The organism is Streptomyces sp. NPDC057307, assembly GCF_042667665.1.
Taxonomy (GTDB): Bacteria; Actinomycetota; Actinomycetes; order Streptomycetales; family Streptomycetaceae; genus Streptomyces.
In genome coordinates, this window is the sequence record NZ_JBHUZM010000041.1 from 40,414 (window position 1) to 56,190 (window position 15,777).

Consider the following 15,777-nt stretch of genomic DNA (forward strand, 5'->3'; position numbering starts at 1 on the left):
CAGGCGCGCTCTCCTGCACGGATGCAGTACGTTCGGGGCATGGCTCAGCCCGCTGACTCCGCCCGACGGCCCGCCCGTACGAACCCGACGACCGACGCGCCGGAGAGCGCCGCCGGCGGCCGTGCGGCGGCGCAGCGGCTCAAGATGCGCCGGGAACTGTCGGCGGCGGCGATGGAGTTGTTCTCGACCAAGGGGTACGAGGCGACGACCGTCGACGAGATCGCGGCGGCGGCCGGGGTCGCGCGGCGGACGTTCTTCCGGCACTTCCGTTCCAAGGAAGAGGCGATCTTCCCCGACCACGACGACACCCTCGTCCGCGCGGAGGCCGTCCTGAACGCGGCGCCCGCGCACGAGCATCCGCTCGACACCGTGTGCCGGGGCATCAAGGAAGTCATGCGGATGTACGCGGCTTCGCCGACGCTGTCCGTGGCGCGCTACCAGCTCACCCGTGAGGTGCCCACGCTGCGCGAGGCCGAGATCGCCTCGGTGGCCCGCTACGAACGCCTCTTCACGCGCTATCTGCTGGGCCACTTCGACGAGCACGACCACCCGGACGGCAACGACGACCCGCTGCTCGCCGAGGTGGCCGCGTCCGCCGTCGTCACCGCGCACAACCATGTGCTGCGGCGGTGGCTGCGCGCCGACGGCCGGGGTGATGTGGAGACACAGCTCGACCACGCCTTCGCGATCGTCCGTGACACGTTCGGCTCGGGCATCGGCGCCGGCCGGACCATGGGCGGCGGCGAGCGGCCGGCGGCCACGGTGAGCACCAGCGGCGAGGTCCTGGTGGCGGTCGCCCGTACCGACGCGCCGCTGGACGAGGTCATGCGCACGATCAAGCGGGCACTCAAGGACGCGTGACGCGTCTCCCCCAACCGCTCCCGCGGCGGCTCCGGCGACCACCCCGGCAGCGGCTCCGGCATCCGCGCCGGTAACACGGCTCGTGCGAGATGCCCTCGGTGACACGCCTCTACTGAGACACCCCGCCGCCAATCAGCCACTTATGGTGACATTTCACCTCACAGAGTGGACCGATGGTGCTCATGCGTGCCTCACGGATGACAACTGAGACCAATTCTTGGCACGCAGTGCCTTGTCCTATGACACGGCGTGCCATATGTTGTGGGTGTCCGGGCGGCCGGCGTACCGAGACCTCTCGTACGCCGGCTGTCCCCGCAAGCCCCCCGGCCTGTGTGCCCGGACGCCTGCGTCACAGGCATTCCGCACGCCCACCCGGCGTCACCACGCACCACCCCGCGTCGAACCACGCGCCGAACCGACGGCACACCTCCCTCGCACCACGCGCACAGCGCGACCCCTCGTCCCATCCCTCAGGGACCTGTTCAGCGTTCCCGCAACACGCTTCGCCGGAGGCCACACCGTGAAGGACATCCTGGACGCCATCCAGTCGCCGGACAGCACGTCCGCCGACTTCGCCGCACTGCCCATGCCCGAGACGTACCGCGCGGTGACCGTGCACAAGGACGAGACCGAGATGTTCGCCGGTCTCGACTCCCACGAGAAGGACCCGCGCAAGTCACTCCACCTCGACGACGTGCCGGTGCCCGAACTCGGCCCCGGTGAGGCCCTGGTGGCGGTCATGGCCAGCTCGGTCAACTACAACTCCGTCTGGACCTCGATCTTCGAGCCGATGTCGACCTTCGGTTTCCTGGAGCGCTACGGGAAGCTCAGCGAGCTGTCGAACCGTCATGACCTGCCGTACCACGTCATCGGCTCCGACCTGGCCGGGGTGGTGCTGCGCACCGGACCCGGCGTGAACACCTGGCACCCGGGCGACGAGGTCGTCGCGCACTGTCTCTCCGTGGAGTTGGAGAGTTCGGACGGGCACAACGACACGATGCTCGACCCCGAGCAGCGCATCTGGGGCTTCGAGACCAACTTCGGCGGCCTGGCCGAGATCGCGCTCGTCAAGTCCAACCAGCTGATGCCCAAGGCCGCGCACCTGAGCTGGGAGGAGGCCGCCGCCCCCGGCCTGGTCAACTCCACCGCGTACCGCCAGTTGGTGTCGCGCAACGGCGCCGGGATGAAGCAGGGCGACAACGTGCTGATCTGGGGGGCGAGCGGCGGACTCGGCTCGTACGCCACCCAGTTCGCGCTCGCCGGCGGCGCCAACCCGGTCTGTGTCGTCTCCAGCGACCACAAGGCGGAGATCTGCCGGCGCATGGGCGCCGAGGCGATCATCGACCGCACCGCCGACGACTACCGGTTCTGGCGGGACGAACACCATCAGGACCCGCGCGAGTGGAAGCGGTTCGGCAAGCGCATCCGCGAACTGACCGGCGGTGAGGACGTCGACATCGTCTTCGAGCACCCGGGCCGCGAGACCTTCGGCGCCAGCGTGTACGTCACCCGCAAGGGCGGCACGATCGTCACCTGCGCCTCGACGTCCGGCTACACCCACGAGTACGACAACCGCTATCTGTGGATGTCGCTGAAGCGGATCATCGGCTCGCACTTCGCCAACTACCGCGAGGCGTGGGAGGCCAACCGGCTCGTCGGCAAGGGCAAGATCCACCCGACGCTGTCCAAGGTGTACCCCTTGGAGGAGACCGGCCAGGCCGCGTACGACGTGCACAGCAACCGGCACCAGGGGAAGGTCGGCGTGCTCGCGCTGGCGCCCCGCGAGGGGCTCGGTGTCAGCGACCCGGAGACCCGCGCGCAGCACATCGACGCCATCAACCGCTTCCGGGACGTGTGACATGCCGGAAGCGGAGACCGGCGGCGGCAGGGGCCCCAAGGACCGGCCGTGGCTCATGCGGACGTACGCGGGCCACTCGACCGCCGAGGCGTCGAACGCGCTGTACCGCAACAACCTCGCCAAGGGCCAGACGGGTCTCTCCGTCGCCTTCGACCTGCCGACGCAGACGGGTTACGACCCCGACCACGTCCTCGCGCGCGGCGAGGTCGGCCGGGTCGGCGTGCCCGTCTCCCATCTCGGCGACATGCGGCGGCTGTTCCAGGACATCCCGCTCGACCGGATGAACACCTCGATGACCATCAACGCCACGGCCATGTGGCTGCTGGCGCTCTACCAGGTGGTCGCCGAGGAGCAGGGCGCGGACCGCGATCTGCTGCAGGGGACGACGCAGAACGACATCGTGAAGGAGTACCTGTCGCGCGGGACGCATGTCTTCCCGCCGGTGCCCTCGCTGCGGCTGACCACCGACATGATCACGTACACGGTGGCGCACATCCCCAGGTGGAACCCGATCAACATCTGCAGCTACCACCTCCAGGAGGCGGGGGCCACCCCGGTCCAGGAGATCGCGTACGCGATGTCGACGGCGATCGCCGTACTGGACGCGGTGCGCGACAGCGGGCAGGTCCCGGCGGCACGGTTCGGCGATGTCGTCGGCCGTATCTCGTTCTTCGTGAACGCCGGGGTGCGCTTCATCGAGGAGATGTGCAAGATGCGCGCCTTCGGCCGCATCTGGGACCAGGTCACCCGTGAGCGGTACGGCGTCGGAGACGAGAAGCAGCGGCGCTTCCGCTACGGCGTCCAGGTCAACTCCCTCGGTCTGACGGAGGCGCAGCCGGAGAACAACGTCCAGCGCATCGTGCTGGAGATGCTGGGCGTGACGCTCTCCAAGGACGCGCGGGCCCGCGCCGTACAACTCCCGGCGTGGAACGAGGCGTTGGGGCTCCCCCGGCCGTGGGACCAGCAGTGGTCGCTGCGGATGCAGCAGGTACTCGCCCTGGAGAGCGACCTGTTGGAGTACGAGGACATCTTCGCCGGGTCGCACGTCGTGGAGGCGAAGGTGGCGTCGCTCGTCACGGACTCGCTGGCGGAGATGGACCGGATCGAGAAGATGGGCGGCGCGATGGCGGCCGTCGAGTCCGGCTATCTGAAGTCGCGGCTGGTCTCCTCGCACGCCGAGCACCGGGCCCGGATCGAGTCGGGCGAGGACAGGATCGTCGGCGTCAACTGCTTCGAGTCGACCGAGCCCAATCCGCTGACCGCCGATCTGGACACCGCGATCATGACGGTCGATCCGGCGAACGAGGCGCGGGTGGTGGCCGCGCTGCGGGAGTGGCGGGCGGACCGCGACGACACGCGGGCGAGCGCGTCGCTGGCCGCCCTGAAGCGGGCCGCGGCCGGCACCGACAATCTGATGGCGGCCACCGTGGAGTGCGCGCGGGCCGGGGTGACGACCGGCGAGTGGTCCTTCGCGCTGCGGGACGTCTTCGGCGAGTTCCGCGCGCCGACGGGGGTGGGCGGCGCGCCGGTCGCGGTCGCCGCCGAGGCGGGGACACCGCTCGCCGCCGTACGGAGCAAGGTGGACCGGACAGCCGCCGAACTGGGCTCGGGGCGGCTGCGGCTGCTGGTGGGCAAGCCGGGGCTGGACGGGCACTCCAACGGGGCCGAACAGATCGCCGTACGCGCCCGGGACGCCGGGTTCGAGGTGGTCTACCAGGGCATCAGGCTGACGCCCGAACAGATCGTGAACGCCGCCGTCGCCGAGGACGTGCACTGCGTCGGCCTGTCGATCCTGTCCGGCTCGCACGCCGCGCTGGTGCCGGACGTACTGGGCCGGCTGCGGGAGGCGGGGGCCGGGGACATCCCGGTGATCGTCGGCGGGATCATCCCGAGCGCCGACGCGGCGGCGCTGCGGGCCGCCGGAGTGGCCGCCGTCTTCACCCCGAAGGACTTCGGGATCACCGAGATCATCGGTCGTATCGTCGACGAGATCCGTCACGCCAACAAGCTCGACCCCCTGGAGGTCTCCACATGACCACGTCGCCGCAGTCAGCCGCGCCGGAAACGCCCGCGAACAGGCTCCGGCCGCGCCGGTCGTGCCTGGCGGTTCCCGGCTCGAACCCGCGCTTCCTGGAGAAGGCCCAGGGACTCCCCGCCGACCAGGTCTTCCTCGACCTGGAGGACGCCTGCGCGCCGCTCGCCAAGGAGGGCGCCCGGCACACCGTCGTCGACGCGCTGAACAAGGGTGACTGGACGGGCAAGACCCGGGTCGTACGCGTCAACGACTGGACGACGCACTGGACGTACCGCGACGTCATCACGGTCGTCGAGGGCGCCGGCCACAACCTCGACTGCCTCATGCTGCCCAAGGTCCAGGACGCGCAGCAGGTGGTGACGCTCGACCTGCTGCTCACCCAGATCGAGAAGACGATGGGCTTCGAGGTCGGCCGGATCGGTATCGAGGCGCAGATCGAGAACGCCAAGGGCCTGGTGAACGTGGACGAGATCGCGGCCTCGTCGCCGCGGCTGGAGACCATCGTGTTCGGCCCCGCCGACTTCATGGCGTCGATCAACATGAAGACGCTGGTGGTCGGCCAGCAGCCGCCCGGTTACGGCGCCGACGCGTACCACTACATCCTGATGCGGATCCTGATGGCGGCCCGTACGCACGATCTCCAGGCGATCGACGGGCCGTTCCTCCAGATCCGGGACGTGGACGCGTTCCGTGAGGTGGCGGGCCGTGCCGCGGCGCTCGGTTTCGACGGCAAGTGGGTGCTGCACCCCGGCCAGATCGACGCCGCGAACGAGATCTTCTCGCCGTCGCAGGAGGACTACGACCACGCGGAGCTGATCCTCGACGCGTACGACTACGCGACGTCCGAGGCCGGCGGCAAGAAGGGGTCGGCGATGCTCGGCGACGAGATGATCGACGAGGCGAGCCGCAAGATGGCGCTGGTCGTCTCGGGCAAGGGCCGGGCGGCCGGTCTGCGAAGGACCTCGACGTTCGAAGCCCCGGAGGCGTGAGAGATGCGATTCGGACGCACCTTTGAGGAGTTCGAGGTCGGGGCCGTCTACAAGCACTGGCCGGGCAAGACCGTCACCGAGTACGACGACCACCTGTTCTGTCTGCTCACCATGAACCACCATCCGCTCCATCTCGACAGCAACTACGCCGAGAAGACCACCGACTTCGGCAGGAATGTGGTGGTGGGCAATTACATCTATTCGCTGCTGCTCGGGATGTCGGTGCCCGACGTCTCCGGAAAGGCCATCGCCAATCTGGAGGTCGAGTCGCTGCGGCACATCGCGCCGACCTTTCACGGCGACACGCTGTACGGCGAGACGGTCGTCCTGGACAAGACACCGTCGCGGTCGAAGGACGACCGGGGAGTCGTATATGTCGAGACCACCGGCTACAAGCAGGACGGCACGGTCGTGTGTGTGTTCCGCCGCAAGGTGATGGTGCCGACCGCGACCTATGTCGAGGCGCGCGGCGGCGAACAGCCCGGCCGCCCCGAGCCGATGCCCACGACGAAGGAGATCTGACCCATGAGCCGTCTCGCCCAGACCGCGGACCTGACCGACATTCAGCGGGAGATCCTTTCCACGGTAAGGGACTTCGTCGACAAAGAGATCCTGCCGGTGGCCACGGAACTGGAGCACCGCGACGAGTACCCGACCCGGATCGTCGAAGGGCTCAAGGAACTCGGCCTGTTCGGGCTGATGATCCCCGAGGAGTACGGCGGTCTGGGCGAGTCGCTGCTCACGTACGCGCTCTGCGTGGAGGAGATCGCCCGCGGCTGGATGTCCGTCTCGGGCATCATCAACACGCATTTCATCGTGGCCTACATGCTCAAGCAGCACGGCACCCAGGAGCAGAAGGACACCTTCCTGCCGCGCATGGCGGCCGGCGAGGTGCGTGGCGCGTTCTCGATGTCCGAGCCGGGGCTCGGCTCGGACGTGTCGGCGATCACGTCGAAGGGCGTCAAGGACGGCGACGACTACGTACTCGACGGCCAGAAGATGTGGTTGACGAACGGCGGCACGTCCACGCTCGTCGCCGTGCTGTGCCGCAGTGACGAAGGCCACCCCGAGGGCACGGCCCGGCACAGGTCGATGACCACGTTCCTGGTCGAGAAGGAGCCCGGTTTCGGTGAGGTACGGCCCGGTCTCACCATCCCCGGCAAGATCGACAAGATGGGCTACAAGGGCGTCGACACCACCGAGTTGATCATGGACGGACTACGCATTCCGGCCAATCGGGTCCTCGGCGGCGCCACCGGCCGAGGGTTTTACCAAATGATGGACGGCGTCGAGGTCGGCCGGGTCAATGTCGCCGCGCGTGGCTGTGGCGTCGCACAACGCGCCTTCGAGCTCGGCGTCTCGTACGCCCAGCAGCGTCAGACTTTCGGCAAACCGATCGCCCAGCACCAGGCAATCCAGTTCAAGCTGGCCGAAATGGCCACCAAGGTCGAAGCGGCGCATGCGATGATGGTGAATGCGGCACGCAAAAAGGACTCCGGGGAACGAAACGACCTGGAGGCAGGGATGGCGAAGTACCTCGCCTCCGAATACTGCAAGGAAGTCGTCGAGGACGCCTTCCGTATCCATGGCGGTTACGGCTTCTCCAAGGAGTACGAGATCGAGCGCCTCTACCGCGAGGCGCCGATGCTGCTGATCGGCGAGGGTACCGCCGAGATCCAGAAAATGATCATTGGCCGCCGACTGCTGGAGGAGTACCGATTCCAGGGTTGATCGCGGCCTATGGTCCCATTTGACCGCACACGACATCACACCGCGTCATCGTCTTCCGGCCGCCGACTCGGCTTCTGCATTGCCCAGTTGCACCCGGCAACCGATACCATCGACGGAAAGCCGCCGTCCCCCGTTGCCCGTGCGGCTCCATCCGCTACGAAGGTCATTCATGCCCCACAGCCAAACCTCCGCACCACGCGGCAGCGTCCGCCTCGCGCGCGGAGCATCGCCGTGGCTTCTGCCGACCGTCGCCACCGCAGCACTCAGTCTGGTCCGCGCGCGCCGCTCGAAGCGCGCCGCCGTCCTCGCCGTGCCCGCCACCGCTCTCGCGGCGGGCATGCTGTGGTTCTTCCGCGACCCCGAGCGAGAGATCACACAGGGCCGGGTCATCTCACCGGCCGACGGAGTGGTGCAGAGCATCATGCCGTGGAAGGACGGGCGCACCCGCGTCGCGATCTTCATGAGCCCGCTGAACGTCCACGTCAACCGCGCCCCCCTCGCGGGCACGGTGACGTCCGTGGAGCACATCCCCGGCGGTTTCGTCCCCGCGTTCAACAAGGAGAGCGAGAACAACGAGCGCGTTGTCTGGCACTTCGACACCGAACTGGGCGACATCGAGATGGTGCAGATCGCCGGCGCCGTGGCCCGGCGGATCGTGCCGTACGTACCGCAGGGGACCAAGCTGGAGCAAGGCGAGCGCATCGGCCTGATCCGCTTCGGCTCGCGCGTCGACATCTACCTTCCGGAAGGTGTCGAGGTCGCTGTCGAGGTCGGCCAGACCACGACCGCAGGGGTGACTCGAATTGACCGTGATTGATCCCGACACACAGGCCGGCTGGGCCACGGACGCCGAGGAGGAGGACGAAGCCGAAGACATGCCGCTGTCCATGCGGCTGTCGATAGCGGACACCCTCACCCTCGGCAACGCCACCTGTGGCTTCATGGCCGTGTACTTCACCACCACCGGCATTCTGATCCCGCACCTCACGGGCAGCGAAGAATCCGGCATGGCGCGGCACTCCGCGGCCACCGCCGTGATCCTCATGCTGTGCGCGGCGGTCTTCGACCTGTTCGACGGCCTCGTGGCGCGCAAGCTGCGCAGCTCCCCGATGGGTGCGGAGCTGGACAACCTCTCCGACCTCATCAGCTTCGGCCTGGCGCCCGCGTACTTCGTGCTCGTCTACGGCATGGTCGCCGACGACGCGCATCAGCGGGTGTCCGCGCTGGCGGCGATCGTGGTGCTTCTGGCGGTGGTCCTGCGGCTCGCGAGATTCTCCTGCGTGACGCTGAAGGACGGCATGTTCCAGGGCATGCCGAGCCCCTTCGGCGCGCTCACGGTCGTCTCGATCGTGCTCCTGGAGCTGCCCTTCGTGCCGACGCTGCTCGCCATCTTCGGTGTGGCGTGGCTGATGGTGAGCCGGGTCGAGTATCCGAAGCCACGAGGTGTCCTCGCGGTGGCGATGCTCAGCTGGATCGTGGCCGCGATGGGGCTGCTCGCGGCCTGGGCGTTCGACGCGCCCGGTGGTCAGCTGCTGCTCCAGACGGGCTGCGCGCTCCAGGTGGTGACGGGCGCGGTGATTCCGCTCTTCGCCACGGCGCGACGGGTGAACACGTTCCGTGACAACCGCCGTGAGGCGCGGGCGGCGCAGCTGCCGTAGCGGTACGTACCGATACATCGGAAGGGCCCGGACGCGTGCGGCGTCCGGGCCCTTCCCGTATGCGCGGTGACTGTTCCGTGTGTGCGGTGACCGTGACCGGTCCGTGTGCGCGGTGACCGGTCAGTCGCCGAAGGTGAACGACTCCGCGGGCTTCGCCACCTGCGCCTCCTGGACGACCTTCAGACCGCCGGGCACCTTCGAGTCCGGCTTCATGATCACGGACTGCCGGGTGGAGGGGGCCGCCGGGTCCGAGAAGTCGTGGGTGATCCCGAAGCCGGTGGAGAACGCGTCGAGCCCCAGGAGCGCCTTGTCCACACCCGCGCGGGTGAGGTCCTTGTTCTCGCACGCCTTCTTCAGCAGCTCGCCGTAGAGCGAGGCGGCCGTCCAGCCGGACACGACGCCGTTGTCGAGACCGTCGTCCGGGTAGGCCGCCGCGTACTCCGTGGCCAGCTTCTTCGGCGCCGGCTCGGCCGAGCCGATGGGCAGGGTGGAGGAGGCGACGTAGTAGTCCTTCATCAGCGCCGGGCCCGCCGCCGTGGCGAGCAGCTGCGGCGCGAACGCCGAGTTGTTGCCGACGACCGGCACATTGAACCCGCCCGCCGCCGCCACGCCCACCAGGGAGGCCGCCTGGCGCGGTCCGGCGCTGATGACGACGGCCTTGACCCCGGCCTTCTTGAGCGCGGCGACCTGCGCGGACATGTCGTTGTCGGTGGGCCTGATCTTCTGCTCGACGACCGTGAGACCGGCCTGCTCGGCCGCGTACTCGGAGCCGACGAGGGCGTTCTCGCCGTAGTCGCCCTCGAAGTACACATGGCCGATCTTGTCGCCCTTGGTGATGCGCTTGTTGGTGAGGAGGTAGTCGATGGCGTTGATGGTCTCGATGTCGTACGTGGCGCCGACGACCCGTACGTACGGGCTGCCGAGCAGATTGGCCGACCACGCCTGCGGCAGCACCAGGCCCTTGTCCTGGCCGTCGATGCGCTTCTCGACGGCGGCGACGAAGGGTGAGCCGATGAACTGGGCGAAGCCGAGCACGTCCGGCTCCAGCTCCGTGTAGGCGGCGACGGCCTTCTGCGGGTCGTAGCCGTGGTCGCGTACGGTCAGCTCGATGTCACGGCCGCAGATACCGCCCGCCTTGTTCGTCTGGTCCGCCCACAGCTGCTGGGCCTGGGTGACGCTCTTGCCGAGGGAGGCGTAGACGCCGGTCATGTCGGTGAGTACGCCGAGCGAGATCGTCTTGTCGCTGACGCCCTGCCCGGTCTTCACTCCCCCGGCGTCCTCACCCTTGTCGTCCCCCTCCGTGGCCTTGCCGCTGCACCCGGCGAGCGCGAGGGCGAGTACGACCAGCAGCGCCGCGCCGCTCCTGGGTGCCTTCGTGTGATGTGCGCGTCGCTTCATGACTTCTCCCGTGAGAACCGTCGAACCGTCGGAACTGACAGGCGGGTGAGTCCGCCGGGCAGGAAGAGCACCACCGCGACGATCGCGGCGCCGTACAGATAGCGGGACGCCTCGCCCGGTGTGACGCCGCCCGAACCGGGGTCGGCGACCAGCGGCAGCGAGTCGCTGTAGTGGGTGAGGAGCTGGGGCAGCAGGGCGACGAAGGCCGCGCCGACGACGGCTCCGGCGACCGTGCCCAGACCGCCGATGACGATCATGGCGAGATATTCGAGGGCCAGGATCATGCCGAAGTAGTCGGGCACGGTCCGTTGGAAGATCAGCGCGATCAGTACGCCGGCCAGCCCCGCGTACATCGAGGAGAGGACGAACACGGCGGCCCGGTAGCGGGCGACCGGCACGCCCATCACACCGGCGGCGACGCGGTGGTCGCGGATCGCGTTCATGGCCCGGCCCGGCCTGCCGCGCAGCACGCCGCGGGCGAAGAGTCCGCCGACGAGGAGGGCGAACAGGCCCGCGTACCAGAGCTTCTCCGACGAGCCGAAGGGGACCGCGGCGATCACGACCTCGGTGTCGTCGAAGTCGAAGCCGAAGAGGGAGAGTACGGGGACGTCGCGGCCGTTGAACCCGCCGGTCAGATCTCCGGCGTTGAAGAGGACGTGCTGCCCGATGAAGATCAGCGCGAGGGTCGCGATGCCGAGGTAGGCGCCGCGCAGCCGGCCGGCGATGGGGCTGAAGAGACCGCCCGCGGCGCCCGCGAGGAGTACGGCGAGTACGACGGCGAGCCAGGTGGGCAGGCCGAGTCCGGTGAGCTGCCGGCCGTTCTCCGCGCCGCTCTCGCCGCCCTCGCCGGCGAAGACGCAGTAGCCGTAGGCGCCGACGGCGAGGAAGAAGGAGTGGCCCATGGAGAGCTGGCCGGTGGCGCCGGTGAGGAGGTTGAGGCCGATGGCGCCGATGGCGGCGGCCATGGCGAAGAGACCGGCCTGGAGCCAGAAGCGGTCGAGGTAGAAGGGCAGGGCGAGGAGCAGGAGGGAACCGGCGAGCCAGGCGTACGCGCGGGGGCTGCGGTGCGGTGGGGCCTTGGTGGCCGCGTGGGTCGGGTCAGACACGGGCCAGCTCCTTCGTACCGAACAGCCCGGCGGGCCGGATGAGCAGCACCACGACCATCACGAGATACGGCGCGAGGTCGCCGAAGCCGCGTCCGAGGAAGGTCAGATCGCTCTGGTAGCCGGTGGCGAAGGACTCCGTGACGCCGACGATGAGTCCTCCGGCGAGCGCCCCGGTCGTGGAGTCGAGGCCGCCGAGTATCGCGGCGGGGAAGGCTTTGAGCGCGGCGAGGGACGTGGCGCGTTCGAGGCCGGGGGTCGGGAAGACCGTGAGGAACAGCGCGGCGACGGCGGCGAGCGAGCCCGCGACCGCCCAGGCGGAGAGCGAGACGCGGCCGAGGCGTACGCCCATGAGCGCCGCGGTCTGGGGGTTCTCGGCCGCCGCGCGCATCGCGACGCCCCAGGTGGTGAAGCGGAAGGCGAGCAGGAACGCGGTGATCAGCAGCGCCGCCGCGACGAAGGCCGCGACCCGCGTCTGGGCGATGGTGATGTCCCCGATGGTGAGGAGCTTGTCGCCCCACGGGTCGCCGAGCGCGAGGACGTCGGTGCCGATGCGGCGGGTGAGTTCGGTGGTGAGGAGGATGTCGACGCCGATGGTGACGATCGCGAGGACGCTGTGGTCGGAGCCGCGGTAGCGCCGCATGACGGTGTACTCGACGGCCGATCCGACGACGGCGGCGCCCGCGATGCCGACGGCGAGCGCGGGCCAGAAGCCGAGGTCGTCGTGGAGTACGGCGGTGACGTAGCCGCCCGCGAGGAGGAGCGAGGCGTGGGCGAAGTTGACGACCTCGGTGGCTTTGAAGATGACGACGAAGCCGAGGGCGATGAGGGCGTAGACGGAGCCCATCGAGAGCCCGCCGAGGAGGAGTTCGACGAAGGTGGTCATGAGGCGGCCTCCTCGCCGCTGGGGCTGTTGGGGGCGCTCTCGATGGTGTCGGCGGTATCGGCGCTCCCGCCGAGATAGGCGCGGACGACCGCCGGGTCGCTCTGCACCTGGGCGGGCGTACCGCCGGCGATCCGGCGTCCGAAGTCGAGTACGGTCACGGCGTCGGCGAGCCGCATCACCACCCCCATGTCGTGTTCGACCAGCACGATCGAGATGCCGAGGCTGTCGCGTACACCGGCCACGACGGCGGCCGTACGGCGCCGCTCGTCGGCCGTCATCCCGGCGACGGGTTCGTCCAGGAGCAGCACCGTGGGCTCCATGCACAGGGCGCGGCCCAGCTCGACGAGCTTCTGTTTGCCGTACGGGAGGGCGCCCGCCGGCCGGTCCAGATCGTCGGCCAGCCCCACGAACTCGGCTATCTCGCCGACCCTGGCCCGGTGTCGGCGTGCCTCGCGGGCGGCGGACGGCAGACGGAGGCCGGTGGCGAGGAAGCCGGCGCGGGTGAGGCGGTGACGGCCGAGCAGCATGCTGTCGGCGACGGTGGCGTGCGGCGGGAGCGCGAGGTTCTGGAAGGTGCGGGCGACGCCGAGCGCGGCGACGCGGTGCGGGGCGAGGCCGGTGAGTTCGGTCGCGCCGAGGCGGACGCTGCCGGAGGTGGCGCGGTAGACGCCGGACAGAACGTTGAAACAGGTGGACTTGCCGGCGCCGTTGGGGCCGATGACGGCGTGGACGCTGCCGGGTTCGACGGTGAAGGAGACGGCGTCGAGGGCGGTGAGCCCGGCGAAGCGGACGGTGACGTCGGTGACGGTGAGGGGTGGTGGGGGGCTGTGGGCCGGACCGGTGCCGCCGGGGTCGGGCCCGGTGTTGCCCGGGTCCTGCCCGGTGCCGCCGACCGTCCGTTCGGGATGTCCGGCCGACGCGTGGCCTTCGGCGCCGGCCGGGCTCGCCTCGAAGTCCGTCACGCGGTCCACCTCCGGAGCACCGGGGCGGACGCCTGTGCCCGGCCCGCGTCCTCGGCGGCCGTCTCGTCCACGACGCCGAGGTAGCGGCGGCGTACCTCGTCGGAGGCGGCCAGCTCGGCGGCGTCCCCTTCGAGCGTGACCTCGCCGACCTCAAGGACGTACGCGCGGGAGGCCAGCCGCAGGGCCATGGACGCGTTCTGTTCGACAAGAAGGACCGATGTGCCTGTGGAGTTGATCTGCTGGATGGTCTCGCCGATCCGGGCGGCCATCAGGGGGGCGAGCCCGAGGGAGGGTTCGTCCAGGAGGAGCAGCCGGGGGCGGGCCATCAGGCCCCGGCCGAGCGCGAGCATCTGCTGCTCGCCGCCGGAGAGCAGTCCGGCGCGCTGGCCGGCGCGGTCGGCGAGTACGGGGAACAGCGCGTGCACCTCGGCGAGGGAGGCCAGGTACTGCTTGCGGCCGCCGCGCGCGCCGAGTGCGCCGGCCCGCAGATTGTCCGCCACCGTCATCCGGGCGAACACCTGCCGCCCTTCCGGGACCTGGACGACTCCGGCCGCCACGACCCCGGCGGCGCCGAGCCCGTCGAGGGACCGGCCGTCGAAGTGGACGGTACCGGCGCCGGCCGTGCCCCGGTGGAAGCCGAGTGTGCGGGAAATGGCCCTGAGCAGGGTGGACTTGCCCGCGCCGTTGCCACCGAGCACCGCGGTGATCCCGCCGGACGGTACGTCGACGGACACCTCGTGCAGTGCGCGCACCGGGCCGTAACCGACGGACAGGGCACGCACTTCGAGCGCGGCCATGCATTCTCCTCTGCGATCGGCTCCGCTTGATTCCGCTTCATTCGGCCGTCCTGACCTGCGTCCTGACACGCCGTGGAGGCACACCTCAGCACCGGGCCGGGGCACCGTCCACGGCGCGGGCCCGAATCGCTGCTGATGACCAGCGGTGCGGTGGCCGGATTGTGCACGCGCACAAGGGGTGTCGTACCGCGCCTCCCGGTGGCATCCTCACCAGCCATGGGTGGCCGCAGAGCGCGCACTGATCGTGAGTGGTCGGTCCTGGTGACCGCGTCCCGGACGCTGCTGGAACGCGTACCGGCGCTGACCGACCAGCTGATGGACGAACTCGACGACCACTCCGAGCAGTTCGAGGCGGCCGTGCCGCGCGACGAACACTGGCGGCAGATCAACGAGGCGATGCGGTACGGGATCGAGGCCATCGCCGCCCCGCGTTCGGCCCCGCGCCGCGATCTGGCGTACGCGGAGGAGCTGGGACGCCGGCGCGCGGAGCAGGGGCTGGCGCTGGACCTGGTGCTGCACGCGTACCGGCACGCCGGCTATCTGGTGTGGGACGAACTGCTGCGCATCGTCGGCGAGAAGGACCCCGACGACGTGCCGATGCTCGTGCACACCGCGTCCCACATGTGGGCGGGGGTGGACCGGCAGGCGACGACGGTCGCGGAGGCGTACCGCAGCACGGAGCAGTCGATGCACCGGCGGAGCGACGAACGGGTGCAGGCGCTCCTCGACGCCCTGTTGGAGGGCCGCTCGACGCCGGGCCTCGCGGCCCGCGCGGCGGCCGGGCTCGACCTGCCCGAGCAGGGGCGTTACGTGGTGGTGGTCGTCCGGGTGGAGCGGCAGAGCGGGCGGGAGCCGTTCCAGCGGGTGGCCGTGGCGGACGGGATGCGCTTCTTCTGGCGGATGCGTACGGACTGCGAGATCGCGGTGGTCGCGCTCGACGGGGAGACGGGTCTCACGGAGCTGACGGCGCTGCTGTTACGGCTCTGCCAGGGCCCCGGTGGCATCAGCCCGGTGGTGGACAGCCTGGCCGGGCTGGGCCGGGCGCGCCGGCTGGCGGAGACGGCGCTGCGTACACTCCCGCCGGACGCTCCGAGCATCGTCCGCCTGGACGAACGCCTCCCGACAGCCCTGGTGGTGAGCCAGCCGGAACTCGCGGCCCGGCTGATCGCGGACGTGTTCGGCCCGCTGCTGGACCTGGACCCGGCGGACCGCGCGATCCTGCTGGAGACGCTGGACGCGTGGCTGGAGTACGGCGGCTCGGCGGGCCGCGCGGCGACGCGCCTGTACTGCCACCGCAACACGGTCTTCAACCGCCTGCGCCGCCTGGAGCAACTGACGTCCCGCTCGTTGTCCCGCCCCCGGGACCTGATCGAGATGACGCTGGCCCTCGACGCGTTCCGGCTGACGCCGGGGTGAGGGGGTGGCGCCCGGTCGTGTCCTCGGTCGCCGGACGGGCATTCAGCCCGTCCGGCGATTGAGGACACAGCACGAAGCCCGTC

14 protein-coding genes are annotated in these 15,777 nt (G+C 69.9%); 9 read left to right on the forward strand and 5 right to left on the reverse strand.

The genetic code is table 11. The annotated features are described in order from the left end of the window. Window positions 1-21: 21 nt before the first annotated feature. The 8 genes from ACFUN8_RS17240 (at window position 22) to pssA (ending at window position 9,132) form a co-directional block, all read left to right on the forward strand. Window positions 22-861, forward strand: a complete 840-nt coding sequence (locus ACFUN8_RS17240) for a TetR family transcriptional regulator (RefSeq protein ID WP_383637554.1) — start codon at window positions 22-24, stop codon at window positions 859-861. 520 nt (window positions 862-1,381) lie between these two features. After that, on the forward strand, window positions 1,382-2,719 hold the full coding sequence (gene ccrA / locus ACFUN8_RS17245) for a crotonyl-CoA carboxylase/reductase (protein ID WP_383637557.1): 1,338 nt from the start codon (window positions 1,382-1,384) through the stop codon (window positions 2,717-2,719). Between the two features lies 1 nt (window position 2,720). Next, window positions 2,721-4,754 carry a protein meaA gene (locus ACFUN8_RS17250; RefSeq protein ID WP_383637560.1) on the forward strand — a complete coding sequence of 678 codons (2,034 nt, stop codon included), beginning with the start codon at window positions 2,721-2,723 and terminating at the stop codon, window positions 4,752-4,754. After that, window positions 4,751-5,743 (forward strand): HpcH/HpaI aldolase/citrate lyase family protein, encoded by a 993-nt coding sequence (locus ACFUN8_RS17255; RefSeq protein ID WP_383637563.1) that lies wholly within the window; start codon window positions 4,751-4,753, stop codon window positions 5,741-5,743. Before ACFUN8_RS17250 ends, ACFUN8_RS17255 begins: the two co-directional genes overlap by 4 nt. 3 nt (window positions 5,744-5,746) lie before the next feature. Then, a complete protein-coding gene (locus ACFUN8_RS17260; protein WP_383637566.1) occupies window positions 5,747-6,265 on the forward strand; it encodes a MaoC family dehydratase in 519 nt (172 codons plus the stop codon). Between the two features lie 3 nt (window positions 6,266-6,268). After that, window positions 6,269-7,474 carry an acyl-CoA dehydrogenase family protein gene (locus tag ACFUN8_RS17265; RefSeq protein WP_383637569.1) on the forward strand — a complete coding sequence of 402 codons (1,206 nt, stop codon included), beginning with the start codon at window positions 6,269-6,271 and terminating at the stop codon, window positions 7,472-7,474. Window positions 7,475-7,643: 169 nt separating this feature from the next. Next, window positions 7,644-8,291 (forward strand): phosphatidylserine decarboxylase, encoded by a 648-nt coding sequence (locus ACFUN8_RS17270; protein ID WP_383637572.1) that lies wholly within the window; start codon window positions 7,644-7,646, stop codon window positions 8,289-8,291. Next, window positions 8,278-9,132, forward strand: a complete 855-nt coding sequence (gene pssA / locus ACFUN8_RS17275) for a CDP-diacylglycerol--serine O-phosphatidyltransferase (protein ID WP_383637575.1) — start codon at window positions 8,278-8,280, stop codon at window positions 9,130-9,132. Before ACFUN8_RS17270 ends, pssA begins: the two co-directional genes overlap by 14 nt. A gap of 120 nt (window positions 9,133-9,252) precedes the next feature. Here the strand turns inward: pssA and ACFUN8_RS17280 are convergent, their stop codons facing one another. The 5 genes from ACFUN8_RS17280 to ACFUN8_RS17300 are packed head-to-tail and all read right to left on the reverse strand — an operon-like array spanning window position 9,253 to window position 14,278. Then, window positions 9,253-10,530: an ABC transporter substrate-binding protein gene (locus tag ACFUN8_RS17280; protein WP_383637578.1), complete on the reverse strand. Its 1,278-nt coding sequence runs from the start codon at window positions 10,528-10,530 to the stop codon at window positions 9,253-9,255. Then, the gene (locus ACFUN8_RS17285; RefSeq protein WP_383637581.1) at window positions 10,527-11,636 is read right to left on the reverse strand and encodes a branched-chain amino acid ABC transporter permease; all 1,110 of its coding nucleotides are present in this window, start codon (window positions 11,634-11,636) and stop codon (window positions 10,527-10,529) included. Before ACFUN8_RS17285 ends, ACFUN8_RS17280 begins: the two co-directional genes overlap by 4 nt. Continuing rightward, window positions 11,629-12,519: a branched-chain amino acid ABC transporter permease gene (locus ACFUN8_RS17290; protein WP_383637584.1), complete on the reverse strand. Its 891-nt coding sequence runs from the start codon at window positions 12,517-12,519 to the stop codon at window positions 11,629-11,631. Before ACFUN8_RS17290 ends, ACFUN8_RS17285 begins: the two co-directional genes overlap by 8 nt. Beyond that, window positions 12,516-13,481 (reverse strand): ABC transporter ATP-binding protein, encoded by a 966-nt coding sequence (locus ACFUN8_RS17295; protein ID WP_383637587.1) that lies wholly within the window; start codon window positions 13,479-13,481, stop codon window positions 12,516-12,518. Before ACFUN8_RS17295 ends, ACFUN8_RS17290 begins: the two co-directional genes overlap by 4 nt. After that, window positions 13,478-14,278, reverse strand: coding sequence for an ABC transporter ATP-binding protein (locus ACFUN8_RS17300; protein ID WP_383637590.1), 801 nt, complete (start codon window positions 14,276-14,278; stop codon window positions 13,478-13,480). The genes ACFUN8_RS17295 and ACFUN8_RS17300 overlap by 4 nt, the downstream gene beginning before the upstream one ends. 216 nt (window positions 14,279-14,494) lie before the next feature. Here ACFUN8_RS17300 and ACFUN8_RS17305 point away from each other — a divergent pair, with 216 nt between their 5' ends. Continuing rightward, complete coding sequence (locus ACFUN8_RS17305; RefSeq protein ID WP_383637593.1) at window positions 14,495-15,694, forward strand: PucR family transcriptional regulator; 1,200 nt, start codon at window positions 14,495-14,497, stop codon at window positions 15,692-15,694. The last annotated feature ends 83 nt before the right edge of the window (window positions 15,695-15,777 follow it).

Excerpts from the sequence above, each read along its gene's own strand:
- ACFUN8_RS17280 (WP_383637578.1), bottom strand. The coding sequence starts at position 10,530 with ATGAAGCGACGCGCACATCACACGAAGGCACCCAGGAGCGGCGCGGCG.
- ACFUN8_RS17255 (WP_383637563.1), top strand. The coding sequence starts at position 4,751 with ATGACCACGTCGCCGCAGTCAGCCGCGCCGGAAACGCCCGCGAACAGG.
- ACFUN8_RS17250 (WP_383637560.1), top strand. The coding sequence starts at position 2,721 with ATGCCGGAAGCGGAGACCGGCGGCGGCAGGGGCCCCAAGGACCGGCCG.
- ACFUN8_RS17270 (WP_383637572.1), top strand. The coding sequence starts at position 7,644 with ATGCCCCACAGCCAAACCTCCGCACCACGCGGCAGCGTCCGCCTCGCG.
- ACFUN8_RS17300 (WP_383637590.1), bottom strand. The coding sequence starts at position 14,278 with ATGGCCGCGCTCGAAGTGCGTGCCCTGTCCGTCGGTTACGGCCCGGTG.
- ACFUN8_RS17290 (WP_383637584.1), bottom strand. The coding sequence starts at position 12,519 with ATGACCACCTTCGTCGAACTCCTCCTCGGCGGGCTCTCGATGGGCTCC.
- ACFUN8_RS17265 (WP_383637569.1), top strand. The coding sequence starts at position 6,269 with ATGAGCCGTCTCGCCCAGACCGCGGACCTGACCGACATTCAGCGGGAG.
- ACFUN8_RS17260 (WP_383637566.1), top strand. The coding sequence starts at position 5,747 with ATGCGATTCGGACGCACCTTTGAGGAGTTCGAGGTCGGGGCCGTCTAC.
- ACFUN8_RS17240 (WP_383637554.1), top strand. The coding sequence starts at position 22 with ATGCAGTACGTTCGGGGCATGGCTCAGCCCGCTGACTCCGCCCGACGG.
- ACFUN8_RS17305 (WP_383637593.1), top strand. The coding sequence starts at position 14,495 with ATGGGTGGCCGCAGAGCGCGCACTGATCGTGAGTGGTCGGTCCTGGTG.